This window comes from Asaia spathodeae NBRC 105894 (genome assembly GCF_025994195.1).
GTDB lineage: Bacteria > Pseudomonadota > Alphaproteobacteria > Acetobacterales > Acetobacteraceae > Asaia > Asaia siamensis.
The window spans coordinates 78,354-102,479 of the sequence record NZ_BAPY01000026.1 but is presented as its reverse complement, the minus strand read 5'-3'; the positions used below and the strand labels follow the sequence as shown (position 1 = coordinate 102,479).

Here is a 24,126-nt window from a genome sequence, read left to right as displayed (position 1 = left end):
GTGTCAGTCGTAATCCGTCGCCAGTTCGGGGTGGTCGTAATGATCGAACATGCGGGCGAGCTGAGACGGCTGCAGGCGACCGAGAGAGAGATCGGTTGGCAGATCGTGTCGATCGAACCAGCCTATGCCGGAGGTTTCGAGATTATCGATCGTTGCCGTGCCCCCCGTCAGGCGGCAGAGATAAAAGACCTTGGCGCAGCTGAAGAGGTCGGGCGGGTGCCCCTGCCGGTCGCGATCCCACAAGGCGGCAAGCTTTGTGATCTCGGCAGTATAGCCGCTTTCTTCCAGCACTTCCTTCAGGGTGTTCTGGGCCGTGGTGAGGTTCACATCGGCCCAGCCGCCGGGCAGCGTCCAGCGATCATGGTCGATCGCCTCGCGCACCATCAAGATCTGGCCCTGTTCGTTGAAGACGGCGCCGCGCACATCGATCTTGGGCGTGGCATAGCCACGTTCATTTTCCAGAAGGGTCAGAATGGGCTCGGGTGTCGTGTTGCTCAGGGCTGCGAGCATGTTCGATGAAAGCAGACGAAGCTGTTCATAACGTTCACGATCATAGGGATTCTGGCAGAAGGTCAGACCATTCTGGGCGATTGCCTGTACATCCCTTGCCCAAACCAGCCATTGCGGTGCGCTCATCCCGAGGTCCTTCTGCTCAAGCCTTAATATAGACCGGATCGGTGCGGTCGTAAAACACTCTCCCGACCCGTGGGATGCGTCATGAACGCAATTGTCTCATGTCAGATCCATGAAGACTTTACGAGCAGAACAGGAAAGAACGTGCAGATAACTTGAGTCCTTCTCCCTTATTTGCCACATGGAAGGCCTCTGATCCTGACGCCCGAAAGACGGATATTCACGTGAAAATCAACGGCACGCCCTATCGCAGCGTCTGGCGCGACGCACATGACCCCGAACTGGTGCATATCTTCGACCAGACGAAACTGCCCTGGACGCTCGATATTCTCGCGCTGCGCGACGAGGCGCAGGTGGCCCATGCCATACGCAGCATGCAGGTGCGTGGTGCGCCGCTGATCGGCGCCGTGGCCGCCTATGGGCTTGCTTTCGCACTTCAGAAGGATGCGTCGGACAAGGGGCTCACCGAGGCTGCAGCGATGCTGGTCGAGACGCGACCGACCGCCATCAATCTGCGCTGGGCCATCGAGCGCATGGTCGCGCATCTGAGCCCGCTCTCGCCCGATTCCCGCGTGGCGGCTGCCTATGCAGAGGCCGATGCGATCTGCGATGAAGACGTGCAGGTCAATGAATCCATCGGCCGTCACGGGCTGGAACTGTTTCGCACCCTCTGGGAAAAGCGTCGCCCGGGCCAGGAGCGTCTGAATATCCTGACCCATTGCAATGCGGGCTGGATTGCGACTGTCGACTGGGGCACGGCTCTTGCGCCCATCTACATGGCGCATGATGCCGGTCTGCCGGTGCATGTCTGGGTGGATGAAACCCGTCCGCGCAACCAGGGGGCCCTGCTCACCGCATGGGAACTGGGCGCACATGGCGTGCCGCATACCCTGCTGGCCGATAATGCTGGTGGCCATCTGATGCAGCATGGCGAGGTCGATCTGGTGATCGTTGGCACAGACCGTGTGACGCGTCAGGGCGATGTTGCCAACAAGATCGGCACCTATCTCAAGGCGCTCGCTGCACAGGACAATGACGTACCGTTCTGGGTGGCGCTGCCTTCCTCCACCATCGACTGGCGCGTGACCGATGGCGTGAAGGAAATTCCGATCGAGGAGCGCTCGGGTGAGGAAGTGACCTATGTGCACGGTCTCGACGAGCAGGGTCAGGCGGCGCGTCTGCGTGTCACGCCCAAGGGTACCAAGGCCGCCAACCCGGCATTCGATGTGACACCGGCGCGTCTCGTCTCGGGGCTTCTTACCGAGCGCGGGCGTTGCGATGCCACTGCCGAAGGTCTGGCTACCCTGTTCCCCGATCTGGCGGGCTGACTTGCTGTTGAGAGGGCGGCACTTGACCGAAGGGTCGCTCTCGTTCCTATCTCCTTGTCATGAACCGGCGCTGTTCGGCTCTCGTTACGTGTTTGAGGAATAGGAACAAATCATGAGCGCCGGACTGTCTTATCTGCCATCGAACCGCCTGCCTTCGGCACGTCTGACCTGGCGTCTGCTGCCGACTCTGGGCCTGCTGGGCATGATCCCGGGGTGTTCGGAGCCGGTGCAGCCCGTCGCCCAGGGCGTCGCGCAAACGCCCATGGCGCAATATGCGAACGGCCGAACCGGCCCCTATGGCGTCGATGGCCATGTGCCCGATTTTGCCTCGCGCAATTTTGTCCCGTTCAATCGTCAGGATGTCGTGGCCATCGCCATGCGCGAATGGCGGATGTTCGGCATGCCGGTGAGCGATGACGACCCGGAAGAGCGCCCCGATGCCAGTGTTCCCTCGCTCAAGCCGGAGCGTATTCCCGGTCTGTGGCAGCGCGTGGGTGAATATTGGTGGATCGGGCAGGACCCCTATGAGACCGAGGTCTCCTGGAGCGGCAAATACAATGCCGATGGCCAGCTCTTCCGCCCGGAAAATGACGGGCATTACGCGTGGTCTGCCGCATTCATCTCCTATGTGATGCGCGTCGCTGGCGCGAATGACCGCTTTCCCTATTCGCCCAATCATTCGACCTATATCAATGCCGCCGCCTCGGGCCAGTCGACCGGGCTGCGCGCCCAGGACCCGAAGACCTATGTACCGCAGCTTGGCGATCTGCTCTGTGTCGGTCGTGGCAAGAGCCGCAGCGTGACTTTTGCCATGCTGCCGACCTCCTACGGCTTTCCGTCGCATTGCGGCATCGTGGTGGCAACGCATCAGAACGCCCCGCCTTTCGGCAATGAGCTGAGCATCATTGGCGGCAATGTGGACGACACGGTGTCGCTCACCCATGTGCCGACCGATTCGAACGGCGCCCTGGCGACAGCCGAGGGGCAGTTCTACGATACGCGTTATCCCTGGTGCGCCGTGCTTCAGGTACTTTACGACGCCGATCGCGAGCCGGATAGCGGGCAGTAAGGCAGCCCTGCATGAGCACCGACATCTCGACCGGCCTGCCGCAAATCTGGCTGCCCTATACCCAGATGAAGACCGCGCCGACGCCTTTGGTCGCGACGCGCACTGAAGGCACGACAATCGTGCTGGAAGACGGGCGCGAGCTGGTCGATGGCATTGCTTCGTGGTGGACGGCCTGCCACGGCTATAACCATCCGCATATACGTGCCCGTATAGGCGCGCAGCTCGAGCGTATGCCGCATGTGATGCTGGGCGGTCTTGTGCATGAACCGGTGAGAGACCTGTCGCGTCGCCTTGCGGCCTTACTGCCGGGTGATCTCGACCACTGCTTCTATACCGATAGCGGTTCGGTTGCTGTCGAGGTCGCCATGAAAATGGCGATCCAGTACTGGATCAATCGAGGCGTGACAGGGCGGAAAAAGCTGTTGTCCTTCCGTGATGGCTATCACGGCGACACGCTGGCCACGATGTCGATCTGCGACCCCGAAGAAGGGATGCACAGCCTTTTCGCGGGAGCTTTTCCCGAACAGGTGCTTGCCGATCTGCCGCGCGACGAGGCGCTTGTCGACGCTCTTGATACGCTGCTGGCCGAACGCAATCATGAGATCGCGGCCATCATCGTCGAGCCTCTGGTTCAGGGGGCGGGTGGCATGATCTTCCACACTCCCGACGTTCTGGCGCGTCTGCGCGTCCTGGCCGACAAGCATGATGTGCTGCTGATTCTCGATGAAATCTTCACCGGCTTCGGGCGTACCGGCACGATGTTTGCCTGCGAACAAGCCGGTATCGTTCCCGATATCATCACGCTTTCAAAAGCACTGACCGGCGGCACCATGGCGCTGGCGGCCACAGTGGCGCGCCGCCATGTATTCGAGGCCTTTTTGTCAGATTCGCCTGTGGCCGCGCTGATGCATGGGCCGACATTCATGGCAAATCCGCTCGCCTGCACGGCGGCTTGCGCCTCGCTGGAGATCTTCGAGCGTGAGTCGCGTCTCGATCAGGTCGCCGCCATCTCAAGTCAGCTTTGTGAAGAGCTGGAGCCCTGCCGTGCCCTGCCAGGTGTGCGTGACGTGCGCGTTCTGGGCGCAATTGGCGTGGTGGAACTCGATTCCATCGATGACATGAACCGCCTCAAGGCGGCGCTTGTGGCTCATGATGTCTGGGTGCGCCCATTCCGCCGGATCATTTATCTGACGCCAGCCTTCACGATTACCCCCGACGCTCTGACGAAGCTCACCGCCGCCATTCAGAGCGTCATTCGCGAAGGGGCCTTTCGCAGGGCTGCCTGATCGCCCGCCAAGGAACGATGTGATGAGCCTGCTTCTTGTACCGCCTTTCACGCATGACACGGCACGTCAGAAAGTACGCCGTGCCAAAAATGGCTGGAACAGCCGCAACCCCGAGCAGGTCGCTCTGGCCTACAGCCCCGACAGCGTCTGGCGTAACCGGGACTGCTTTCTTCAGGGACGGAAGGCGATCATCGCGTTTCTCACGGAGAAATGGGCGAGGGAGCATGAATACCGCCTGATCAAGGAACTGTTCGCCCATGACGATGCGCGTATTGCCGTGCGCTTTGCCTATGAATGGCATGATGGCACCGGCCAGTGGTTTCGGTCCTATGGCAATGAGAACTGGGTTTTCGATGCCGAGGGGCTGATGGCGCGGCGTATGGCCTCAATCAATGATGTTGCCATAGCCGAAAAAGACCGCCTGTTTTTCTGGCAACAGGGCACAAGACCTGAAGATCACCCTTCTCTGAGCGATCTTGGTCTCTGAACTGATATTTGTGGGGCACTGACCCACTTGCCGGGAAGGGAAGCTTGCCCTTCCCATCCCCCTACCAAAGGGCGACTGCCCTTTGGTAGGGGGATGGGGCAAAGCCCCATGAACCCGCTCAGTTCAGCACAGCACAGGCAACACGGGCACCAGCGCCACCAATGGGCTGGGTCGTGTAGTCATCGGGGCTCGTATGGACGATCAGAGCCGAGCCATCGGCGTCTTTCAGGGCGGGACGGCCATCGGCGCCATGCAGGGACACAAGGGTCGAATAAAGCTCGACGGTCGCCGTACCATCCTTGGCGACATAGAGATTGGGCAGATCGCCTGCATCCGTCGCATTGGGGGTCAGCAGCCCATGCACGACGGGAGTGACTGCATGCACATGGCCACCAGCGCTGGTGAATTTCGGCGGGGTGCAGCTGCCTTTTTCATGAAAATGCATGCCATGCCAACCGGGGGCGAGGCCCTCGGCGACAACACGCAGCAGGACGCCTTTGGGGGCATCGGTAACGGTCACGGTGCCATGAGGCTTGCCATCGGTGCCCAAGAGTGTGCCGCTTGCTGTCTCTGCCGCATAGGCATGGGGGGCAGCGGTGACGGCAAGGGCAAGAGAAAGAAACGAAAGGGTATTTTTGAAAACTGCGCGCATGGATCGGGCCTTTTGCAGACGGCGTTGGGCAGAGCGTAATGAAAATCAGATCGAAACGATTGGAGCTTGCCTGAGGTGAGAGCGCTTCGCAACTTTGAGGGCTATGCGTGACGTCTTCTTTCTGGAACCTTTGAACGACGCCGGATGCGTTTTTGTTGTGCAATAAAGGCTCATAGGCAGAAACGATTGGCTCTCCGGGTTATCGGCACGCACAAAGAAGAGACGACATGCTTGAACTCAGACCCGGCTGTGAATGCTGCGATCGCGATCTGCCCCCGGACACGGATCAGGCCATGATCTGTTCGCTCGAATGCACTTTCTGTCTGGACTGCACGACAGTCAGGCTTGGAGGGCTCTGCCCCAATTGCGGGGGCGATCTCGTCAGGCGGCCAACCAGACCTGTCCGGTTTCTGGGCAGGTCGTCCGCCTCGACACAGCGGGTTTTCAAGCCGCTTGGCTGCGCGTGCCTGGTTAAAACGGATTTTCGTAACGATCCTGTCGGGACTTCAATAGGCTCACGGTAACGAGTGTTTTCAAGAGCGGCTATCTGCCTCTTTCAGCTTCTCTCATGCGTACAGCTCGAACTGCCCGGTGATGACAATCAGGAATAGGAAATACTATGAGCGCAAACGCGTCTGGTGGTTCTGGGAGGCTGATACGGTGGCTGGGCGTTGCGTCTCTGCCTTGCGTGCTGGCCGTGGGATTTGCGGCTGCCGGAGGCTGGCTCAGCCCGCATCGCGTGACACAGAATACGATGCTCGCTGCGCTTCGGGGCGTCGATGGCGCGCATCCGGGGTTTCGACGCAATCACGCCAAGGGTGTCTGTGTGGCGGGGTGGTTTGAAGGCAATGGCCAGGCAGCGTCTTATTCTCCGGCTTTTGTGTTCGATACGAAGCGTGTGCCGGTGATCGGTCGTTTCGCGCTGGCAGGCGGGATGCCCTATCAGGGCGATGCACCCGGCAAGGTGCGCAGTATGGCACTCGCGCTGAAAGGGCCGGGTGGGCAGGAATGGCGCATGGGGCTGAACGATATCCCGGTCTTTCCCGTCAGCACGCCGCAGGAATTTCAGGCTTTGCAGCAGGCCGTCCGCCCTGTGGCGGCAACAGGTAAACCGGATCCTCTGGCCGTCGGGGCATTTCGTACGGCTCATCCATGGCTGGCGTCGGCGGGCAAGGCCCTTGAAGAGCGGCCGATCACGTCCGGTTTCGAGAATGACACCTATCTGAGTCTCGATAGTTTCGTGCTGCAGGGTGTCGATGGACGCAGCACTGCCATAAGGTTTGCAATGGTGCCAGAGGAGGCCAGATTTGCCGATATGCCTGGCAAGGGAAAGAACGCCTCTTTCGACCAGCTCGATGAGGCCATTTCGGCCCACCCTTTGCGCTGGACGCTGGTGCTGACACTGGCGGGAGCGGACGATGCTGTGAACGATCCGAGCCGCATCTGGTCGGGGCAGGACAAGCAGATTACGGCGGGTACCCTTACCCTGACCCATCTCGCGAGCGAGGCGGAGGGCGACTGCACCGATATTGTCTTCGATCCGCTGGTCCTGCCCGAGGGCATAACGCCTTCCGGAGATCCGGTTCTTCAGGCGCGCTCGGCGACCTATATGCGTTCCTTTGCCGAGCGTTCGCGGGAAAAACACCCCAGGCCTGCTTTTGATCCGGCAGTGTCGCCCAGTGAAAAAACCGGTTCGGAGTCTGTTTCGTCGGAGAAAGCGTCATGAATCCGATCGTGTTCTTTGCGCGTTCCTCGCGTGTGCTGCACTGGCTTATGGCAGTTCTGATTCTGGTCATGCTGTTTGTCGGCGTGTTCATGGCGGCAAGTGTCGGGCCTGCCTATTACGCTCTTGTCGGGTTTCATCGCCCCCTCGGGATTGCCCTGCTGGCGCTGGTCGTATTGCGTCTGATCAATCGCTTCTTTCATCGTCCGCCCGCCTTGCCCGCCGATCTGCCGCCGCTCATGGCGTTTGGCGCCAAGGCCTCTCATTGCGCGCTCTACGCGCTGATGATGGCTTTGCCTCTCATAGGCTGGGCCATGCTTTCAGCAGGCGGGTACCCCATTCCGCTATTCGGGAACGGCGTTCTGCTGCCGCCTCTTCTGCCGCACGACGCGGCGCTCTGGGGCTGGCTGCGTCTCGCGCATACGGTGCTGGCTTTCGCCCTTTTTGCCCTCATCATGGCGCATGGCGGGGCCGCCCTGTTTCACTTTCTGATCCGCCGCGATGGCGTTCTTCAGAGCATGATCGGCGGCGCTGCGGTCTCTTCCGGGCGAGAGCCTCCCGTCGTGCGCGACTGAATACGTCCCCTAATCGTGCATATGAGGCAGATGGCTCGTTCTGCTTGATTGGCGCAGGATGGCTCTTTTTAGAGAAGAGAGCGTCGCCATGATACTACGTTATCTCATCACTGGTGGCTGTCTGATCGGCGCCGTCTGCGCCTTTTCTGCTTCGGCCGCCGATGGTGATTGGTCTTATATCAGTGCGACCGATGGTGTTTGCGCCAGTGTGGCTCAGATACGGGCGCCTGAGGCCGACCGGCTCGATGCGGCGCATTCGGCCCTGCCGGAGGGCTGCGACAGCGAGGCTCTGTACTACGGCATTGGCCTGGCCGCAGATCCGATCAAAGCCAGGCAATGTGCTTATGTCGAAATGGCGCATGAAAAAGATTCGCAGCTTATGGGCTATTCCGGCAGTCATATGCTGATGACGATCTACGCCAATGGCGTCGGGGCAAAACAGGATCTGCCTTTTGCACTGCATCTCGCCTGCGTCAGTTCCTTTGCTCCTGCGGAACAGGCGGGGCGTGTCGCGCATCTGAACGCCATTCGTCAGGGCGAAAGTCACGGCACTTTCAGTTTTTGCGATGATGCGTCTGCCGGGCTCACGGGAGGCTTTTGCGAGGCGCATCGCGCGAGGATCAAGGCGGCGGAGGAAGAAAATCGTGTGAATGCTTTCGCATCGCGTCTGCCTGCCTCAGCCCAGAAACAATTCAGGGTGCTGCGCAACGCACAGGCCTCATGGGCCAAAGCGCGCGCTGACAAGGAGGTCGATCTCAGTGGCACGTTGCGCGCAGCTTTCGTCATTCAGGAGCAACAGCTGCAACGCAAGGATTTCGGGGACATGCTTGCGCGCCTCGAGCATCCTCCCTTACCCCGTTTAGGGCAAACACAGCTCGAGACCGCCAATAGACGTATGGGGGACGATCTTGCGTTGCTTGCGGGCAAGGCGAATCTGGGGGGTACCACAATTGACCCAGCTGGTATCGGCGAGGCGCAACGGGCTTTTCTGGCTTACCGCAAAGCTTGGGGTGATTTCGCCGTAGTAGCCTATCCGCATTGGGGGCGGAGTTGGGTCGAGGCCTGGGTGACCATGAAGCGGGCCGATATGCTGGATTATCTGCTCAGACTTTCCAGACAGTGATCGGAAGATGTCCGTTGCTGTGCTGGGCAAAAAGAAGCGGCCCGAAAGCCGCTTTTTCCGATCACCGAAAGAGTGGTGATCAGTCTTCGATCTGGAACGACAGACCCTGACCGCCAGCGGCCAGATGAGCGCCACGCGTTGCCGTGGTGATCTTGATCTTCACGCCATTGCTGTTGCTCAGGATCGCGCCGCCGATTCCGCGATCGAGCGTAGCGTCGCCATTCAGTGCGCCGTAACCGCCGTCGAAATCATGCAGGTTCTTGAGGTTGTAGACGATGCCCGTGGCTTCGATCTTCGAGAAACCCACAGCTGCAATGTTGCCGCCTGAAATCTTGAAGCGATAGGTCTTGTGACCGAAGGTCAGTGTGCCCTGACCCCAGGTGTACCCGATGCCGACATCAGCCGACTTGGCCGTGAGCGTGATGTGACCAACCGGCGTGCCGAGAGCGTCAGGGGCGGCATGGGCAACCGGCATCACGGCCAGGGCGGCTGCAGCGAAAGTGGAAGCGGCCAGAGCCCGGCGGGTAAATGAGCGCATCTGTTTGTTCCTCTCAAAAGGGAATGCGTTATGCAGCGTTAACTCACCGCATCGATTTTCGTTCCCGTCTTCTCCTGCGATCGCGATGCAGTGAAGATCGGGTCGGATGCCTCAGTCGCGCTGTGGCGGTGCCATGAAATCGGGCTCGATCGGGTCAGGCACATGTGTGCGCAGAATGGCCTCGATGTCGCTCTTGTCCTGCGCGCTCAGCGCCCAGCCAAAGGCGGCGTCGATCCCTTCGATCTGTTCGGGCTTGCGTGCCCCCCACAGTGCCACTGTCGGCCCCTGATCGAGCACCCAGCGAATGGCGAGGGCCAGCATCGATTTATCGTGGCGGGCAGAAATGGCCTTGAGGGCCTCGACGGCGTCCAGATAATGCTCGAAGACAGGTGGCTGGAATTTCGGGTCAGCGCTTCTCAGATCGTCTTTCGGGAAACGCGTCCCGCTATTCATCTTCCCGGCCAGGAGCCCGCGACAGAGGGGGCCATAAGCCATCACGATTGCGTTATGTGCTTTGGCGTAAGGCAGGATATCGCGCTCGGTGGTAACACGTTCGAACAGATTATAGGGCGGCTGGACCGTGCTGATCGGGGTGATGGCAGCAAAGCGGTCCATATCTGTCACCGAAAAATTGCTGACACCGATGGCCCTGATCTTGCCCTCCTGCCGGAGCTTTTCCAGCTCATGGGCCGTTTCCTCGACCGGGGTCTTGCCGTCTGGCCAATGCACCTGTTCCAGATCGATCACATCGGTTTTCAGGCGGCGCAGGGAGTCTTCAACTTCCTTGCGGACACGTTCCGGACGGCTGTCGCGATAGACTTTCTGGTCATCTGTCCAGGCCAGACCAAGCTTTGTTGCCAGGACGACATCCTTGCGCCTGCCGCCCTCAAGGGCGCGACCGATGACCTCTTCACTATGACCGAACCCATAGACAGGGGCCGTGTCGATGAAGTTGATCCCGCTATCAAGCGCGCCATGAATGGTGCGTATGGCGTTGTCGTCATCAGGGCCACCCCACATCCATCCGCCTATGGCCCAGGTGCCGAGGGCTATGCGTGTAACGGGCTTGTCGAGACCCTTGATGGTAATTGTATCGGTCGTCATTGAAAACACTCCCTGATCGGAAAAGATGACATCGTGTTCCATACGGTTGCACAGGGTAATCGTTGCCTCCCTTGCGCCTTGTGCAGCGACGGGGCATCACCGTTTTCATGACCAGAACCGACCGTTTCCTCCCTGTGCTTGATCGTCTCGGTCTGGTGGCAACGCTGTTGCTGCCGGTGTTTCTCATCCATGGCCGGGTCTTCTCAGAGATCCTGATGGATCTGCTGGCAATCGGCCTGTTGGCACGTTCTGCATCAGGGCTTGGCTGGGGGTGGGCGCGTCAGTTCTGGGTGCGTATTGCCCTGCTCTGGTGGGGGTGGCAGATCGTCTGTTCGCTGCCTCATATCGGGCTTGGCTCATCCCAGGCGCTCACACAGGCTGTTCTCGCCATACGCTTCCCGCTGATGGCCGCGGCGTTGCAGGTCTGGACGCTTTCGACCGACCGGGCACGGCGTGCGATGGCCGGGGTGCTGGTCGCGTGCTGCCTGTATTTCGTGCTGCAATTCGTCGTGCAGGCGGTGTTCGGCCATAACCTGTTCGGCTATCCACGCTATTTCGATGGTACGTTGACGGGGCCTTATGCTCATCCGCGGGCAGCTGCGCCTTTCTCACGTCTTGTTCTGCCGGTCATGATGCTGGGCTGTGCGTGGCTTGTGGATCATGCGGGCAGGAACGGGGTCCTGCCCGATCGTGCAGCAAGGCTGCGTGGCTTTCTGGGCATGAGCATTCTGGCCATCGGAGTGGTGGCGTTGATGGTGCTTGCCGGTCAGCGCATTCCGATGGCGTTGACTGTTCTTGGCATGGCAGTCTGCGCGTTGTTCTATCGCCCGCTTCGCCCCGCCGCGCTGGTTGCCCTGTGCAGCCTGCCGGTGCTTGTGCTTCTAGCGCGCCTCTTCGCTCCCCAGGCCTTCCATCACCTTGTCATTCTGGCGGCACAGCAGCTGCGCCATTTCTGGCAGTCGCATTACGGTCTGGTCTTTACCCGCGCTGTTGTCATGGCACAGGCCCATCCTGTCACCGGGCTCGGTTACGACGCGTTTCGACATGCCTGCGCCAGCCCGGTCTATCAGCATGGTCTCTCCTGGCTCAGTACGGCGCAGGATGGGGGCGGCACGCAAATCTGTGTGCAGCATGCGCATAATCATTATCTGCAAGCCCTGACCAATGCCGGGCTGCCGGGGTTGTTCCTGTTCGGCGGTTTTGTCTTTGCCTGTCTGCGGGCGCTCTGGCCCCTGCAGGGCGCCCATCAGGCCTGGCGCATCGGGCTGTTTGCCGCTTTCTTCGTGCAGGAATGGCCGCTGGCTTCTGCCAGCGATTTCCTCAATCTGCCGCTTGGTGGCTGGGCGTTCACATTGCTCGGTGTGGGGCTGGCCGAGGCCATGGCACGCGCTGCCTCTGTTCCTCCATCGTCTGCCACCCTATATGCTGAGCCCACAGCAACCCTTCGCTAGCACCCGGAGTGCCGATGTCAGAGACCAAGATTCCCGTCACCGTTCTCACAGGCTTTCTCGGTGCCGGAAAAACCACGCTTCTCAACCATATTCTCGCCACCGAGCACGGGCGCAAATATGCCGTGCTCGTCAACGAGTTCGGTGAGCTTGGTGTCGATGGCGATCTGGTTGTCGACGCGGATGAAGAGGTCTTCGAGACCAATAACGGCTGCATCTGCTGCACGGTCCGCGGCGATCTGATCCGTATTCTGGGTAGCCTGCTGCGCCGTCGCGGCAAGTTCGATGGCATCATTGTCGAGACGACAGGTCTGGCCGACCCTGCACCTGTGGCCCAGACCTTCTTTGTTGACGAGAGCCTCCGCGAAAAATCCCGTCTCGATGCCGTTGTGACGGTGGTCGATGCCTTCAACGTCATGCAGACTCTTGATGAGAGCCCTGAAGCTGTCAGTCAGGTGGCGTTTGCCGATGTGATCATTCTCAATAAGACCGATCTGGTCGACGAGGCCGGTCTTGAGGCCATCGAGGCACGTCTGCGTGGTATCAATGTCAGCGTGCAGATCCATCGCGCCTGCCACAGTGCCGTTGCGCTGAGCACGGTGCTTGACCAGGGGGGCTTCGATCTGGAACGCGCGCTGGAAACCATGCCCGACTTCCTGGAGAACACCGAGCACTCGCATGAGGAAGGCGTGACCAGCATGTCTTTCTCGGTGTCAGAGCCGCTGGACGAACCACGCTTTCAGGCCTGGATCGGTGCGCTGCTTCAGGAGCGCGGGGCTGATATCCTGCGCTCGAAGGGTATTCTTCATTTTGCCGGTCAGGAGGAGCGCTTTGCGTTTCAGGCTGTCCATATGATGGCGGATGGCGATTATATCGGCAAAGGCAAGGAAGGGGACAGCAAGGAGTCCCGCATCGTGTTCATCGGGCGCGATCTTAATCGCCCGCAGCTGCGTCGCGGCTTCGAGAGCTGCCGCGCATGAGCGAGATGACCGAACTTCTCGCCACGCGTGGTGCAGAAAAGACAATTGGTTCGCCTGTCACTGTCGTGGCCTGTGCCCGCGATGGCCAGACCTTCGCTCTGGGCACGGTTGAGGGCGAGATCTTTCTCATTCCCGTCGCCGGGCTGAAGCATCCCGAGACATGGCAGCGGGTCGAGGCTCATGACGGCGCCGTGCTTTGTCTCGCCCCCGATACGGGCAAGACAGGCTTTGTCAGCGGTGGTGAAGATAACCGTCTGTGCCGTACCGAGACCGATGGCAGTGTCACCGAGCTTTATCGCGGGCGCCGCTGGGTCGATTGCGTGGCGACCACGACGGCCAATATTGCGTTTTCTGTCGGCAAGCAGCTCGAAATTCGCGATGCTGCCGGTGAGGTCACGCTGAAGACCCTCGATCACCCTTCGACGGTCACCGGTATTGTCTTCGACGCCAAGGGCAAGCGCGTTGCCGCGTCGCATTACAACGGCGTGTCGATGTGGTTCATTGGAGCCAAGGTCGATACGGTGCGTCCGCTTGAATGGAAAGGCAGCCATACTGCGCTCGCCATTCATCCGGGTGGCGAGGCTCTCGTGACGGCCATGCAGGAGAATGACCTGCATGGGTGGCGTCTGTCAGACGGCCACAACATGCGCATGAGCGGCTACCCCAAGCGTGTCACGTCGCTCTCCTTCACCCGTAACGGCCGCTGGCTGGCGACATCGGGAGCTGATGCGATCGTGCTGTGGCCGTTCTTCGGTGGCGGCCCCATGGGCAAGCCCCCCACGGAAATGGCACGTCTGCCCGGCGTCTTCTGCTCCGCTGTCTGCGCGCATCCGAAGAACGATATCATTGCGGCTGGCTTCGAAGACGGGTCTGTGCTGCTCGCTGAACTCGGTTCTGAGCGGGTACTGCCAATCTGTCTCGGCAAGCGGGGCAAGGTGACGGGCCTCGTTTTCTCGCCTCTGGGCGGGGTGATGGTGTTCGGCACTGACGATGGGGTGATTGCAGCCATCGATCTTTCATCGGCCGGGTGATGTTGGCGTGGGGTCCTTTGCCCTCCCTTCCTGTCAGATGACGGTGGTTTATCTGGAAAGCTGAGTAGAGATGAGGAAGGGGGACGCCCCCTTTCCTTTGGTGCGACACGGCTCTTTATCTGCAGGAGACTTGTGCCACCGGGCTTATCAGAACGGCAGTGACTCGAAGCCTTTGAGGCTTGCCCCGGTCAGCACCAGCAATTCGGCGATGATGGCCGTTGCGCCAAGAACATCGCCGGTATAGCCGCCGATCAGGCGATAGGCGACGCTGCACAGACCCAGCGTGCCGAGGCAGGCGACCAGAAACAGAGACAGGGCGCCGAGCACGGAAAGCGAGCTTGCGATCACTGCCGTCAACAGCATCGCGATCAGAAGGCAGCGTGCGGGCAGATGCCGGAGCTGATGGGCCAGCCCATCTGCGCGGGCAGGGCGCAGCCAGAGAAGAGGCAACATGAGCGCCAGCCGTGAAAAGGCGCCGGCCGTCATGAGAATGGAGACGATATGCAGCGGCTGGGCGGCAAGTGTGTTCATGGTCCCGGCCCGCAGCAGCATCACGAGACTGAGTGCCAGCCCGCCATAACTCCCGATACGGCTGTCACGCATGATTTCCAGGCGTTTCTGAGGGGTGTTTCCGCCGAATAACCCATCCACGCAATCGGCAAAGCCGTCTTCGTGCAGGGCGCCTGTCAGGACGAGCTGGACGACAATAGCCCATCCGGTAGCAACGATGGCAGGCATGCCGAGGGTGATACCAAGCACCAGCACGGCGCCGGTCAGGGCGCCAATGGCTCCACCGATCAGAGGCCAGCACCAGCTGGAGCGGGCAAGGTTGATGTCGCCCTTGGGCGAATAGAGCCATCCTGTCGGAAGCCGCGTAAGCAGGCTGAGGGCCGCCGCCAAATCTGCGCGTATGTCAGTCATCTGTTTTTGTTGTTTTTCGTTCGTTCATGTCGTCGATCGAGGCATCGGCAAAGCACGCCATGCCGTTGTGACAGGCGAGCGCGGCACGCACAAGCGGGATGGCCAGAGCCGCGCCCGAGCCTTCGCCAAGGCGCAGTTGCAGGTTGATCAGGGGGGCGAGGCCGAGACACTCGGCCAGCTGGCGGTGTCCCTGCTCCTGCGATTGATGGGCGAGACGCGTGTGATCGAGACCTGTTGGATCGAGCAGGGCGAGTGGGGCAACGGCGGCAGTAACGACAAAACCATCCAGAAGCACCGGTATGCGGCGGTGACGTGCCGCGAGCGTGGCGCCCATCAGGGCGGCAAGCTCCCACCCGCCATAGAGGCGAGCCAGATCGAGCGGGCTGTGATTGCGTCCATGAAGGGCGAGCGCCCTGTCGATGGCGCTGGCCTTTCGGGCAAGTCCCGCTTCATCGAGCCCGGCGCCACGTCCGGCCCAGCAGGCGCCATTCTGACCGAAAAGCGCGGCGGCGAGGGCAGCGGCGGCGGTCGTGTTGCCAACGCCAAGCTCACCAAGCGCCAGCAGGTCGCACCGGGCCGGAACGGCGTCATATCCTGCCGATACGGCTGCGAGAAAATCTTCGGGCGAGAGGGCCGGATGCAGCGTGAAATCGGCGCTGGGTGTCAGGTCACTGATGGGCACGATATGCAGATGCGCATCGGCAATCCGCGCAAGCTGGTTGATGGCTGCACCCTGGTGAGTGAAATTGGCGACCATGGCGGCGGTGACATCGGCGGGCCATGACGAGACGTTCTGGGCCAGAACACCGTGATTTCCGGCAAAAATGCAGAGATCCACCTGATCGATCTGCAGGGGGCGCCATGCGCCGAACCATTCTACAAGCTCTTCCAGTCGCCCGAGACTGCCTGCAGGTTTGGTCAGAACCGCCTCGCGTGCCCGTATCCGGGAAACGGCCTCTTTGTCCGGCATGGGCAGTGTGGTGCAGGCCGCGTGCAGCGCATCGAGCGAGTGGAAAGGTGACATCAGGCCTTTCTGTTGGGATAAGCGCTGTTCTGCAAGAGGAAGCGGGTGATGAATTCCATTCTGGTTCTGGGCGGCGCGCGTTCGGGCAAGAGCCGGCACGCCGAGGCGCTGGTCACGGCGCAAGCGGGGCCCTGGCGTTATGTTGCCACGGGACGCGCCTGGGATGACGAGATGCGCGCGCGTATCGCCCTGCATCGTGCGCAGCGCGGGGCGGGATGGGAAACAATCGAGGCCCCGCTCGACCTCGTCTCTGCCTTGCATGGGTCTCAACCGGTTCTGATCGACTGCCTGACTTTATGGCTGACCAATTTAATTCTGGATGAACACGATATTGAAGCGGCGACGGAAAGCCTGCTTGATACATTGAGGCAGCGCGCGGCCCTGACGGTTCTTGTCGGCAATGAGGTCGGGCTCGGGATCGTTCCGGAGAACGCGCTGGCCCGGCGTTTCAGGGATGAAGCCGGGCTGCTGCATCAGAAACTGGCCCGTGAGGCGCGTCGCGTGTTGTTTGTCGCGGCAGGATGCGTATTGGAGATGAAATGACGGCAGAAGACGACACCGCCCGTTACCGTGAGAAAATGCAGCATCGCAAGGCGGTGCAGGACCGCGAAGTCGCCGAAAAGACGATCGAAAAAGGGCTCCTTGCCGTGCATACCGGGCCGGGCAAGGGCAAATCCACGGCTGCTTTCGGTCTGGCCCTGCGCATGCTGGGCTATGAGCGCAAGGTGGTCGTGGTTCAGTTCATCAAGGGGGCATGGGACACGGGTGAGCGTCGGGCGCTGATGCGCTTTGGCGACCTGGCGCAGTTCCATGCGCTGGGTGAGGGCTTCACCTGGGAGACGCAGGATCGTGAGCGCGATATCGCAGCCTGCGCCCGTGCGTGGGAGCAGGCTCTGATTGCCCTCGCGCAGGAAGAGGTGGCGCTTGTCGTGCTCGATGAGCTCAATATTGCCCTGCGCTATGGTTACCTTGACGAGGCAACCGTGATGGCGGGGCTGAATAATCGCCCGCCGCAGCAGCATGTGGTGATTACCGGGCGCAATGCGCCAGCGTGGCTGACCGAAGCTGCCGATCTGGTGACCGAAATGACGCTGGTGAAGCATCATTTCAAGAACGGGGTAAAGGCACAGCAGGGAGTCGAATTTTGACCCCACGCGCCCTGATGTTTCAGGGCACGGGGTCCAATGTCGGCAAGTCGGTTCTGGTTGCGGGGCTCGCCCGGGCCCTGACACGACGTGGGCTGAAGATACGTCCGTTCAAGCCACAGAACATGTCCAACAATGCCGCGGTCACGTCAGATGGTGGCGAGATAGGCCGGGCTCAGGCGCTGCAGGCACTGGCCTGCGGGGTTGCACCCAGCGTGCACATGAATCCCGTCCTGCTCAAACCGCAATCGGAGCAGGGGTCGCAGATCATCGTGCAGGGCAGGGTATGGGGGCAGCGTCAGGCGCGTGGCTATCAGGAGGTCAAGCCGCTGCTCATGCCCGCCGTTCTCGACAGCTTTGCCCGGCTGCAGGCCGAGGCCGATATCGTGCTGGTCGAGGGGGCAGGCTCGGCATCGGAGGTCAATCTCAGGCGCAATGACATTGCCAATATGGGTTTTGCCGAGGCGGCGGATCTGCCGGTTATCCTGATCGGCGATATCGACAGAGGCGGCGTGATTGCAAGCCTTGTTGGGACACAGAGCGTTCTGCCTGCATCGGACCATGAGCGTATCAGGGGGTTCATCGTCAACCGGATGCGGGGCGACCCGAGTCTGTTCGATGACGGAATGCGTTTTATCGCTGAAAGAACAGGCTGGGTACCCTGCGGGCTCGTACCTTTTTTCGGACGCATGAGGGAATTGCCGCCGGAAGATACCGGCGATCTCGCTGCAGGCTGGCAGGGCAAGGGGGCGCTACGCGTCGTTGTGCCACTCATGCCCATGATTGCGAATTTCGACGATCTCGACGCCCTGCGCGCCGAGCCTGAGGTCGCAATGGCTTTCATATCGCCCGGCGAGGCATTGCCGCCATGTGATCTGGTGATCCTGCCGGGATCGAAAGCCACGATTGCCGATCTCGATTTCTTTCGTACCCAGGGCTGGGATATCGATCTCAGGGCGCATCATAGACGCGGAGGGCGCATTCTCGGTCTTTGTGGCGGTTATCAGATGCTCGGGCGCAGCATAGCCGATCCGGACGGTCTGGAAGGGCGTGCGTGTCGGCGCGAGGGCTTGGGTTATCTGGATATCGAGACCGAGCTGCGACCGATGAAGACCGTGCGGCAGATCGAGGGCCATCTCTTGCCATCGGAGGCGCCGGTCGCGGGATATGAAATCCATGCTGGCGTAAGTGTTGGGTCGGGGATGACGCGTCCGTACGTCAGGTTTGCCGATGGCCGATATGATGGGGCGCAGTCAGAAGGGGGACAGGTCTGCGGGACCTATCTTCATGGGCTCTTCGATAGCGCTGCGTCGCGTGCAACGGTTCTAACTCAGTTCGGCCGGATATCAGAACCGTTTGATAACACGCAGCGTATTCTTACAGCACTGGATGCGCTGGCAGATCATCTCGAGGAACACCTGTCGATCGAGAAGATGCTGTCGCTCTGTTGATGGGGGGGGGGCGCCAGACACACAGAAAGCAACAGGGCTTTTACTCAGTACGCAGGAAAGGCTCTGGCCTGTTCCGAAAACAGCATGCGGACGTAATTGAGCGCATCGAGCATGACACCGTTTTCGCGTACGGAATAAGGGTCGCCCTTCACTGAAAGGCAGACAGTTTCCTTCTCATCTGTCGTTGCGAGCTTGGGAAGATAGACCCGGCTCACATTTTCCAGGAGGTTCCACACCACGCGCACCGAGACCGGTTCCTGCTCTGTCTTGCTCAGGAGCGCGGTATCGGAATTGAGAAAAGAGATGGCATCGCTCAGATGATTATCCGATTCAAGACCATTTCTTGTTGTTGCAAGGTTTTCGCCCGATTCGTTTCTGGCGAATACCATTTTCGACTCATAGTAATCGTGATGTGTTTCGATCGAATTCTGTGCTATTTCAGAATTGACCGCCGGATTGTTCCAGCGATTTTCTGTCATATACTGACTGCCGCTGGGGGTATTGAAATTGTGCATTTAGATCTCCGGTCTTGATTATGTATCAGTTGCCGCGTTTTCTAGTGAGACATTCGTAAATGCAGTGTTACCTACGCATGTTGTCGAAATGATTTAACGGTCTATAACGACCATGATTGTGTCAGGCGACTTTGTTGACCAAAATTTACGTTGCTGAACATTTGCTGAAATGCTGTGTAAAAACAAGCCCAGTTTTGGCAACGCATCGTTCTGTTTTTGAGAACGATTTCCGAGAGAGAGCATGAGAAAAAAGATCAATTTCAACGCGATGGTCTATTTCATCTCTGTTGTCGACGCAGGGTCCGTATCGGCAGCGGCACGAAGCCTCGGGGTGTCAAAAAGCGTCATCAGTAAATCCATCAGCGATCTCGAGGCTGCACTGCAGACCAGTCTGCTTGTGCGTACGTCGAAGCAGATCCTTCCCACCCGGGCGGGAGAGGTGTTTTACAAGAAGTGCAATGTCGGGATTGGGGCAATAGAGAAGGCCTATCTCGATGCCCAGTATCATGGCACCTCCCCTCAGGGCGAGTTGCGTGTCCTGGCCAACGCGGCTTACGGGCGCTATGTCGTCTTTCCCGTCGTTCAGGCTTTTGCGGCGCGTTATCCTGCCTGTCGTGTAAATTTTACCCTTGCCGACGACGTCTCTGATCTGAAAATGACGTGGTTCGACGTGGCGATCCGCACACGTGCCTTCGGTAGCAACGCCTTGCATGTACGCCGTATTGGCAGTTTCAAACGTCAGATCATGATCGGACGCGACCATGCCGATCGTTTTGGGCCGGTCGATACGCTCGATTGTCTGCGCAAGCTGCCTTTCATCGATTACGTCAATCATATCGACGAGACGGGCTGGACTTTCACGAATGGCGTTACGGAGCGCCATATGCAGTTCGATGCCTGTCTTGCCCTTGGCCCCATCAATCTGGTGCTCGAGAGCGTCATGGCCGGACAGGGTTTTTCAGTTCTGCCCAGCTTTCTTTATGATCATCCCGATCTGCAACCGCGCCTGAAACGAGTGCTGCCGGAGTGGTCTGCTGAAACTGGCAGTATTCTCGCCTATACCTATCCCACGAGACAGCGCTCGGCCGCCGTGCGCCTCTTTGTCGACTGGGTGGCCTGCGCTGCTCAGGGGCTGCCTTTTCCGGATTAGAGGCGCCAGAGCGGTTTTTTCAACAGGAATGCTGGTGACGGCGGGCCAATTGAGACAGCGGGGTCAGCGCATGATCCAGCGCTGACGCTCTGTTGCCCGTTTTTCCCAGCCTTTGCGTTCAAGTTCGGGCGTGTCGTGTTCTTCCTCCGGATAGCCGACGCAGAGATAGGCCATGAAACGCCATTCCGGTGCCGTACCGAGAAGGTCGCTCATATGATCGGGGTCCAGAATGGAGACCCAGCCCAGCCCGACATTATGGGCTTGTGCGGCCAGCCAGAACCCGTGAATGGCCATGACCGCTGACCACTGGACGGTTTCCGGCATGGTCAGGCGCCCAAGCCCGCGCCCCTGGGCAGGATCGGGATCGCAGAAGACCGCGATATGATGGGGGGCCTCATCGAGCCCTGCCAGTTTCAGCCGGGCATAGGCGGCAGAATCGCTCTCGCTCTGTGCGACCAGAGCCTCGGCATTGCGCTCGCGGAATTCCGATTTGACCGCAGCGCGTCGCGCCGGGTCATCGACGCGTACAAAGCGCCAGGGCTGACTGAGCCCAACCGAGGGCGTGGCACAGGTGAGGGCGAGCATATGATCGAGCACAGATTCGGGCACAGGGTCGCGGCGGAAATGACGCACATCGCGACGCCAGAGAAACAGGGAGTCGAGCTGCTCGCGGAAAGTCTGATCAAATACAGGGGCGGTCATGCATATACTCCACTCAAGAGGCCCAGCAGACAGACCGCCTGAATCAGGCAACCAAGGCGATACAGCGTCAACGCCTTTGCGAGATCCTCTGGTCCGGCATCGTCCCTCCCGTTCCCCATCCAGGAATCGGCAACAACAACGCCATCATACTGTCTTGGGCCGGCCAGACGCAAAGCGAGGGCGCCCGCCATGGCTGCCTCGGGCCACCCTGCATTCGGTGAACGATGACGTGTGGCGTCCCGTCTGATGGCCTGGATTGCGCCTTTGACCGAAGCGCCGCAAAGCAGGGCGGCGAGGCAGAGCCATGATGCGGTGAGACGTGAGGCTGGCATATTGACGCAATCATCGCAAAGCGCTGCGGCCCTGCCAAAATCGCGATAGCGGGGGGAAAGATGGCCGATCATGCTGTCGGCGGTATTGATCGCCTTGTAGGCGACTGCGCCGGGCAGTCCGAACACGGCCAGCCAGAAGACGGGCGCAACGACGCCATCTGAGAAATTCTCGGCCAGACTCTCTATGGCGGCCCGCACGACCCCGGCCCTGTCGAGCGTCTCCGGGTCGCGCCCGACAATCTGCGAGACAGCGCGGCGCCCTCCTGCAAGCCCGTCCTGCCTCAGCCCTGTCAGCACGGCGCGAACATGCTCATAAAGCGCCCGCTGGGCGATCAATGTGCTGGCGCACAGGGATTCAATGGCGAGGCAGAGGGCTTGCGGCAGAAAACGGTGCAGCAGGATCTGCAGCGAAATCGTGATACCGACCGGCACGGCAATGATCAGTCCCAGAGCGAGCAGCCCGCAGGCCCGCTTGTGCAAAACGGACGTCTTCCCACCAAGCAGGTGTTCGAGCGTCGTGATCAGGCGGCCGATCCATGTTACCGGATGGCCGATCCGGCGAAACAGCGCGTCCGGATACCCGAAAGCCGCCTCGATCAGAAGGGCGCAAAGGGTCAGGGAAAGGAACATGGAACAAAATGACCGGGCTGCATGAGAAGACCGACCATAGCATGACACCCTGGCCAGTGCATGGTGGTCGATTGAGCGAATTGGCACGGCTTTTTCCCGCAGCGCCGACGCCCTGGATCGATCTGTCCACCGGCATCAACCCGCATGCCCATCCGCTGGTACGGCTCGACCCCTCCCTGATGCAGCGCCTGCCGGACCCGCTGGAGGAGCAGGCCCTGCGCTTTGCCGCCGCAGAAGCCTATGGTGTCTCGCCGGATCACGTTCTGGTCGGCGCTGGCACGCAGATGCTGATCGGTCTTCTGCCTGTTTTCCTGCAGCGCTTTTTCACGCCCTCGGTCATTCGCATTCTGGGGCCGACCTATAGCGGTCACGATGCTGCCTGGCGCGAAGCCGGTTTTGCAATCGGCACTGTGCCCTATGAAGCGGCGCCCGCCATGCCGGTCAGACACATGGTGAGTGTTGTATGTTCACCCAACAACCCGACCGGGCATCGTCTCACCCTTGGCGAAATCGCGTCGCTTGCCGAAAGCCATGCCCGTCTTGGAGGCATGATCGTTGTCGATGAGGCCTTTGCCGATTTCTGCCCCGAAAGTGCGGCTTCGCTTCTGCCGCATCCGGGCCTCGTTATCTGTCGCTCCTTTGGCAAGGCCTATGGTCTGGCAGGGGTGAGAATCGGCTTTCTTCTTGGCTCCCATCCGGTCCTACATGCGATGCGAGCGGCCATGGGGCCTTGGCCTGTCAGTACGCCTGCCTGTCATATCGGCCGCGATGCCCTTTGCGACCGAGACTGGCGCATGGCCATGGCGCCACGTCTGGAGCGGGAGATGGCGGCCCTGCGTCAGGTTGTGACGCGGGCAGGGCTCGATTTTGTCGGTGGAACCTCGCTGTTCAGCCTCTTCCGGTCGCCTCAGGCACGGAAGCTCTGGGAAATGCTTGCTCAGGCTGGCCTCCTCGTGCGCCGTTTCGAGTGGGACGAAACCCTTCTGCGTTTCGGTCTGCCACCGGATGAGGCAAGCCTCAGAAGGCTCTCCAGGGCGCTGGGGTGACGCCCTGCCCGATCAGGGGGAAAGTATTCTGGAAGCGCCAGCGCGCCCGATATTCGCACGCTGTCATATGACTCGATCTCTGATTGCTTCAGGCAGGATGCGTCGGTATTCTTGAGGAATCATGAGCATTTCTCCTTCACCTGACGAGGCTGGGTCGCGCCGCGCCCTTGACCTGCGTCCGATTGATCTCGGTGGTGGCGTCGTCATCGAGACGCCGGTCATTCTGGCTCCGATGTCGGGCGTTACCGATTTGCCGTTTCGTCAGCTTGCGCGCGATCTGGGTGCCGGGCTGGTCGTATCGGAAATGATCGCCTCATGGGCGATGGTGCGGGAAAACGAGAACACGCTGCGCATGGCCCGCAGCGCGGAAAACGGTCCGAATTCGGTGCAGCTTGCCGGATGCGATCCTGAGGCCATGGCGCAGGCGGCAAAGATTGCTGTCGATCAGGGCGCCGATCTCATCGATATCAATTTCGGCTGCCCTGTGAAGAAGGTGGCGGTCGGGCAGTCTGCAGGCTCGGCGCTGATGCGTGATGAGGTGAAGGCGGCAGCCCTGCTTGAGGCCACGGTCAAGGCCGTGACGGTGCCTGTTACGCTGAAGATGCGTATGGGCTGGGACCACCAGTCGCTCAATGCGCCCCGTCTTGCCCGTATTGCCGAGGATGTGGGCATCCGACTGGTGACGGTGCATGGTCGCACCCGACAGATGTTCTATAATGGCACGGCAGACTGGGATTTCGTCAGGACGGTAAAGGAAAGCGTGAAGCTGCCGGTTATCGTCAATGGTGACATCGTCTCCATTCAGAATGCCCGTGACGCGCTTGCTGCGTCAGGCGCTGACGGGGTGATGATCGGTCGTGGCTGTTACGGCAGGCCGTGGTTTCTGGCTCAGGTGGCGCAATCTCTGCGCACGGGCGAAGATGTGCCCGACCCTGATCTGACACGTGAGAAAGACATCGTGCTGCGTCACTACGGCATGATGCTCGATCATTTCGGCGAGCGTCCGGGCCTGCGCCTCGCACGCAAGCATGTGTCCTGGTATTCGCACGGGCTGCCCGGCTCGGCTGCCTTTCGTGCCAGTATCAACAAGATGGATCAGGCACAGGACGTGATCGATCATCTCACAGCGTTCTACGATCAGCAGATCGCCAATGGGGTGATCCGCGATCGCGAGAGCACCCATCAGCGCCCTGACGCGATCGAAGAAGCCGCCTGAATGCGCTCCGACGAGGC

The 24,126-nt window shown here is 60.3% G+C and carries 26 protein-coding genes; 17 read left to right on the top strand and 9 right to left on the bottom strand.

Annotated elements, in window-relative coordinates; translation table 11 throughout:
* Nucleotides 1-3: 3 nt before the first annotated feature.
* The gene (locus AA105894_RS09825) at nucleotides 4-636 is read right to left on the bottom strand and encodes an NUDIX hydrolase (protein ID WP_267311563.1); all 633 of its coding nucleotides are present in this window, start codon (nucleotides 634-636) and stop codon (nucleotides 4-6) included.
* A 221-nt stretch (nucleotides 637-857) separates the two neighbouring features.
* Here AA105894_RS09825 and mtnA point away from each other — a divergent pair, with 221 nt between their 5' ends.
* From mtnA to AA105894_RS09805, 4 genes are all read left to right on the top strand, one after another.
* Complete coding sequence (gene mtnA / locus AA105894_RS09820; protein ID WP_267311562.1) at nucleotides 858-1,961, top strand: S-methyl-5-thioribose-1-phosphate isomerase; 1,104 nt, start codon at nucleotides 858-860, stop codon at nucleotides 1,959-1,961.
* 202 nt (nucleotides 1,962-2,163) lie between these two features.
* Entirely contained in the window at nucleotides 2,164-3,030 is an 867-nt protein-coding gene (locus AA105894_RS09815) for a DUF2272 domain-containing protein (RefSeq protein WP_267311705.1), read from the top strand.
* A gap of 11 nt (nucleotides 3,031-3,041) precedes the next feature.
* On the top strand, nucleotides 3,042-4,316 hold the full coding sequence (locus AA105894_RS09810) for an adenosylmethionine--8-amino-7-oxononanoate transaminase (protein ID WP_267311561.1): 1,275 nt from the start codon (nucleotides 3,042-3,044) through the stop codon (nucleotides 4,314-4,316).
* A 22-nt stretch (nucleotides 4,317-4,338) separates the two neighbouring features.
* Nucleotides 4,339-4,803, top strand: coding sequence for a nuclear transport factor 2 family protein (locus tag AA105894_RS09805; RefSeq protein WP_267311560.1), 465 nt, complete (start codon nucleotides 4,339-4,341; stop codon nucleotides 4,801-4,803).
* Nucleotides 4,804-4,921: 118 nt separating this feature from the next.
* On the opposite strand, the gene sodC is transcribed toward AA105894_RS09805, so the two are convergent.
* Nucleotides 4,922-5,455 carry a superoxide dismutase[Cu-Zn] gene (gene sodC, locus AA105894_RS09800; RefSeq protein ID WP_267311559.1) on the bottom strand — a complete coding sequence of 178 codons (534 nt, stop codon included), beginning with the start codon at nucleotides 5,453-5,455 and terminating at the stop codon, nucleotides 4,922-4,924.
* Between the two features lie 227 nt (nucleotides 5,456-5,682).
* Between sodC and AA105894_RS09795 the strand changes: the two genes are divergently transcribed.
* The 4 genes from AA105894_RS09795 (at nucleotide 5,683) to AA105894_RS09780 (ending at nucleotide 8,876) form a co-directional block, all read left to right on the top strand.
* A complete protein-coding gene (locus AA105894_RS09795; RefSeq protein ID WP_267311558.1) occupies nucleotides 5,683-5,979 on the top strand; it encodes a DUF1272 domain-containing protein in 297 nt (98 codons plus the stop codon).
* Between the two features lie 95 nt (nucleotides 5,980-6,074).
* The gene (locus AA105894_RS09790) at nucleotides 6,075-7,181 is read left to right on the top strand and encodes a catalase family peroxidase (protein ID WP_267311557.1); all 1,107 of its coding nucleotides are present in this window, start codon (nucleotides 6,075-6,077) and stop codon (nucleotides 7,179-7,181) included.
* Nucleotides 7,178-7,753: a cytochrome b gene (locus tag AA105894_RS09785; protein WP_267311556.1), complete on the top strand. Its 576-nt coding sequence runs from the start codon at nucleotides 7,178-7,180 to the stop codon at nucleotides 7,751-7,753. The genes AA105894_RS09790 and AA105894_RS09785 overlap by 4 nt, the downstream gene beginning before the upstream one ends.
* An 88-nt stretch (nucleotides 7,754-7,841) precedes the next feature.
* Entirely contained in the window at nucleotides 7,842-8,876 is a 1,035-nt protein-coding gene (locus AA105894_RS09780; protein ID WP_267311555.1) for a hypothetical protein, read from the top strand.
* Nucleotides 8,877-8,955: 79 nt separating this feature from the next.
* Here AA105894_RS09780 and AA105894_RS09775 read toward each other — a convergent pair whose 3' ends face one another.
* Together AA105894_RS09775 and AA105894_RS09770 are read right to left on the bottom strand one after the other, a co-directional pair.
* On the bottom strand, nucleotides 8,956-9,414 hold the full coding sequence (locus tag AA105894_RS09775; RefSeq protein WP_188425561.1) for a hypothetical protein: 459 nt from the start codon (nucleotides 9,412-9,414) through the stop codon (nucleotides 8,956-8,958).
* Between the two features lie 111 nt (nucleotides 9,415-9,525).
* Nucleotides 9,526-10,518, bottom strand: coding sequence for an aldo/keto reductase (locus AA105894_RS09770; RefSeq protein ID WP_267311554.1), 993 nt, complete (start codon nucleotides 10,516-10,518; stop codon nucleotides 9,526-9,528).
* A 107-nt stretch (nucleotides 10,519-10,625) separates the two neighbouring features.
* Here AA105894_RS09770 and AA105894_RS09765 point away from each other — a divergent pair, with 107 nt between their 5' ends.
* Genes AA105894_RS09765 through AA105894_RS09755 form a run of 3 tightly spaced genes read left to right on the top strand, consistent with a single transcriptional unit; the run spans nucleotide 10,626 to nucleotide 13,977 of the window.
* The gene (locus tag AA105894_RS09765; protein WP_267311553.1) at nucleotides 10,626-11,969 is read left to right on the top strand and encodes an O-antigen ligase family protein; all 1,344 of its coding nucleotides are present in this window, start codon (nucleotides 10,626-10,628) and stop codon (nucleotides 11,967-11,969) included.
* Between the two features lie 14 nt (nucleotides 11,970-11,983).
* Nucleotides 11,984-12,946 (top strand): CobW family GTP-binding protein, encoded by a 963-nt coding sequence (locus tag AA105894_RS09760; protein WP_267311552.1) that lies wholly within the window; start codon nucleotides 11,984-11,986, stop codon nucleotides 12,944-12,946.
* A gap of 5 nt (nucleotides 12,947-12,951) precedes the next feature.
* The gene (locus tag AA105894_RS09755) at nucleotides 12,952-13,977 is read left to right on the top strand and encodes a WD40 repeat domain-containing protein (RefSeq protein ID WP_267311704.1); all 1,026 of its coding nucleotides are present in this window, start codon (nucleotides 12,952-12,954) and stop codon (nucleotides 13,975-13,977) included.
* A 147-nt stretch (nucleotides 13,978-14,124) separates the two neighbouring features.
* Here AA105894_RS09755 and AA105894_RS09750 read toward each other — a convergent pair whose 3' ends face one another.
* Nucleotides 14,125-14,898 carry an adenosylcobinamide-GDP ribazoletransferase gene (locus tag AA105894_RS09750; protein WP_267311551.1) on the bottom strand — a complete coding sequence of 258 codons (774 nt, stop codon included), beginning with the start codon at nucleotides 14,896-14,898 and terminating at the stop codon, nucleotides 14,125-14,127.
* Entirely contained in the window at nucleotides 14,891-15,922 is a 1,032-nt protein-coding gene (gene cobT / locus AA105894_RS09745; protein ID WP_267311550.1) for a nicotinate-nucleotide--dimethylbenzimidazole phosphoribosyltransferase, read from the bottom strand. Before cobT ends, AA105894_RS09750 begins: the two co-directional genes overlap by 8 nt.
* A gap of 48 nt (nucleotides 15,923-15,970) precedes the next feature.
* On the opposite strand from cobT, the gene cobU reads away from it, so the two are divergent.
* Genes cobU through AA105894_RS09730 form a run of 3 tightly spaced genes read left to right on the top strand, consistent with a single transcriptional unit; the run spans nucleotide 15,971 to nucleotide 18,518 of the window.
* The gene (gene cobU, locus AA105894_RS09740) at nucleotides 15,971-16,465 is read left to right on the top strand and encodes a bifunctional adenosylcobinamide kinase/adenosylcobinamide-phosphate guanylyltransferase (RefSeq protein ID WP_267311549.1); all 495 of its coding nucleotides are present in this window, start codon (nucleotides 15,971-15,973) and stop codon (nucleotides 16,463-16,465) included.
* Nucleotides 16,462-17,070: a cob(I)yrinic acid a,c-diamide adenosyltransferase gene (gene cobO / locus AA105894_RS09735; protein ID WP_188425569.1), complete on the top strand. Its 609-nt coding sequence runs from the start codon at nucleotides 16,462-16,464 to the stop codon at nucleotides 17,068-17,070. Before cobU ends, cobO begins: the two co-directional genes overlap by 4 nt.
* A gap of 14 nt (nucleotides 17,071-17,084) precedes the next feature.
* Nucleotides 17,085-18,518 carry a cobyric acid synthase gene (locus AA105894_RS09730; RefSeq protein ID WP_267311703.1) on the top strand — a complete coding sequence of 478 codons (1,434 nt, stop codon included), beginning with the start codon at nucleotides 17,085-17,087 and terminating at the stop codon, nucleotides 18,516-18,518.
* 44 nt (nucleotides 18,519-18,562) lie between these two features.
* Here AA105894_RS09730 and AA105894_RS09725 read toward each other — a convergent pair whose 3' ends face one another.
* Nucleotides 18,563-19,033 carry a hypothetical protein gene (locus tag AA105894_RS09725; RefSeq protein WP_267311548.1) on the bottom strand — a complete coding sequence of 157 codons (471 nt, stop codon included), beginning with the start codon at nucleotides 19,031-19,033 and terminating at the stop codon, nucleotides 18,563-18,565.
* A gap of 241 nt (nucleotides 19,034-19,274) precedes the next feature.
* On the opposite strand from AA105894_RS09725, the gene AA105894_RS09720 reads away from it, so the two are divergent.
* On the top strand, nucleotides 19,275-20,183 hold the full coding sequence (locus tag AA105894_RS09720) for a LysR family transcriptional regulator (RefSeq protein WP_267311547.1): 909 nt from the start codon (nucleotides 19,275-19,277) through the stop codon (nucleotides 20,181-20,183).
* Between the two features lie 63 nt (nucleotides 20,184-20,246).
* Here AA105894_RS09720 and bluB read toward each other — a convergent pair whose 3' ends face one another.
* Together bluB and cbiB are read right to left on the bottom strand one after the other, a co-directional pair.
* Nucleotides 20,247-20,885, bottom strand: a complete 639-nt coding sequence (gene bluB, locus AA105894_RS09715) for a 5,6-dimethylbenzimidazole synthase (protein WP_267311546.1) — start codon at nucleotides 20,883-20,885, stop codon at nucleotides 20,247-20,249.
* Complete coding sequence (cbiB, locus tag AA105894_RS09710) at nucleotides 20,882-21,847, bottom strand: adenosylcobinamide-phosphate synthase CbiB (RefSeq protein ID WP_267311545.1); 966 nt, start codon at nucleotides 21,845-21,847, stop codon at nucleotides 20,882-20,884. Before cbiB ends, bluB begins: the two co-directional genes overlap by 4 nt.
* Nucleotides 21,848-21,855: 8 nt before the next feature.
* Between cbiB and cobD the strand changes: the two genes are divergently transcribed.
* The gene (cobD, locus tag AA105894_RS09705) at nucleotides 21,856-22,893 is read left to right on the top strand and encodes a threonine-phosphate decarboxylase CobD (protein ID WP_267311544.1); all 1,038 of its coding nucleotides are present in this window, start codon (nucleotides 21,856-21,858) and stop codon (nucleotides 22,891-22,893) included.
* Nucleotides 22,894-23,014: 121 nt separating this feature from the next.
* On the top strand, nucleotides 23,015-24,109 hold the full coding sequence (gene dusB, locus AA105894_RS09700; RefSeq protein WP_267311543.1) for a tRNA dihydrouridine synthase DusB: 1,095 nt from the start codon (nucleotides 23,015-23,017) through the stop codon (nucleotides 24,107-24,109).
* The last annotated feature ends 17 nt before the right edge of the window (nucleotides 24,110-24,126 follow it).

Excerpts from the sequence above, each read along its gene's own strand:
- AA105894_RS09825 (WP_267311563.1), bottom strand. The coding sequence starts at position 636 with ATGAGCGCACCGCAATGGCTGGTTTGGGCAAGGGATGTACAGGCAATC.
- AA105894_RS09815 (WP_267311705.1), top strand. The coding sequence starts at position 2,164 with ATGATCCCGGGGTGTTCGGAGCCGGTGCAGCCCGTCGCCCAGGGCGTC.
- AA105894_RS09810 (WP_267311561.1), top strand. The coding sequence starts at position 3,042 with ATGAGCACCGACATCTCGACCGGCCTGCCGCAAATCTGGCTGCCCTAT.
- AA105894_RS09805 (WP_267311560.1), top strand. The coding sequence starts at position 4,339 with ATGAGCCTGCTTCTTGTACCGCCTTTCACGCATGACACGGCACGTCAG.
- sodC (WP_267311559.1), bottom strand. The coding sequence starts at position 5,455 with ATGCGCGCAGTTTTCAAAAATACCCTTTCGTTTCTTTCTCTTGCCCTT.
- AA105894_RS09795 (WP_267311558.1), top strand. The coding sequence starts at position 5,683 with ATGCTTGAACTCAGACCCGGCTGTGAATGCTGCGATCGCGATCTGCCC.
- AA105894_RS09790 (WP_267311557.1), top strand. The coding sequence starts at position 6,075 with ATGAGCGCAAACGCGTCTGGTGGTTCTGGGAGGCTGATACGGTGGCTG.
- AA105894_RS09785 (WP_267311556.1), top strand. The coding sequence starts at position 7,178 with ATGAATCCGATCGTGTTCTTTGCGCGTTCCTCGCGTGTGCTGCACTGG.
- AA105894_RS09780 (WP_267311555.1), top strand. The coding sequence starts at position 7,842 with ATGATACTACGTTATCTCATCACTGGTGGCTGTCTGATCGGCGCCGTC.
- AA105894_RS09775 (WP_188425561.1), bottom strand. The coding sequence starts at position 9,414 with ATGCGCTCATTTACCCGCCGGGCTCTGGCCGCTTCCACTTTCGCTGCA.
- AA105894_RS09770 (WP_267311554.1), bottom strand. The coding sequence starts at position 10,518 with ATGACGACCGATACAATTACCATCAAGGGTCTCGACAAGCCCGTTACA.
- AA105894_RS09765 (WP_267311553.1), top strand. The coding sequence starts at position 10,626 with ATGACCAGAACCGACCGTTTCCTCCCTGTGCTTGATCGTCTCGGTCTG.
- AA105894_RS09760 (WP_267311552.1), top strand. The coding sequence starts at position 11,984 with ATGTCAGAGACCAAGATTCCCGTCACCGTTCTCACAGGCTTTCTCGGT.
- AA105894_RS09755 (WP_267311704.1), top strand. The coding sequence starts at position 12,952 with ATGACCGAACTTCTCGCCACGCGTGGTGCAGAAAAGACAATTGGTTCG.
- AA105894_RS09750 (WP_267311551.1), bottom strand. The coding sequence starts at position 14,898 with ATGACTGACATACGCGCAGATTTGGCGGCGGCCCTCAGCCTGCTTACG.
- cobT (WP_267311550.1), bottom strand. The coding sequence starts at position 15,922 with ATGTCACCTTTCCACTCGCTCGATGCGCTGCACGCGGCCTGCACCACA.
- cobU (WP_267311549.1), top strand. The coding sequence starts at position 15,971 with ATGAATTCCATTCTGGTTCTGGGCGGCGCGCGTTCGGGCAAGAGCCGG.
- cobO (WP_188425569.1), top strand. The coding sequence starts at position 16,462 with ATGACGGCAGAAGACGACACCGCCCGTTACCGTGAGAAAATGCAGCAT.
- AA105894_RS09730 (WP_267311703.1), top strand. The coding sequence starts at position 17,085 with ATGTTTCAGGGCACGGGGTCCAATGTCGGCAAGTCGGTTCTGGTTGCG.
- AA105894_RS09725 (WP_267311548.1), bottom strand. The coding sequence starts at position 19,033 with ATGCACAATTTCAATACCCCCAGCGGCAGTCAGTATATGACAGAAAAT.
- AA105894_RS09720 (WP_267311547.1), top strand. The coding sequence starts at position 19,275 with ATGAGAAAAAAGATCAATTTCAACGCGATGGTCTATTTCATCTCTGTT.
- bluB (WP_267311546.1), bottom strand. The coding sequence starts at position 20,885 with ATGACCGCCCCTGTATTTGATCAGACTTTCCGCGAGCAGCTCGACTCC.
- cbiB (WP_267311545.1), bottom strand. The coding sequence starts at position 21,847 with ATGTTCCTTTCCCTGACCCTTTGCGCCCTTCTGATCGAGGCGGCTTTC.
- cobD (WP_267311544.1), top strand. The coding sequence starts at position 21,856 with ATGACCGGGCTGCATGAGAAGACCGACCATAGCATGACACCCTGGCCA.
- dusB (WP_267311543.1), top strand. The coding sequence starts at position 23,015 with ATGAGCATTTCTCCTTCACCTGACGAGGCTGGGTCGCGCCGCGCCCTT.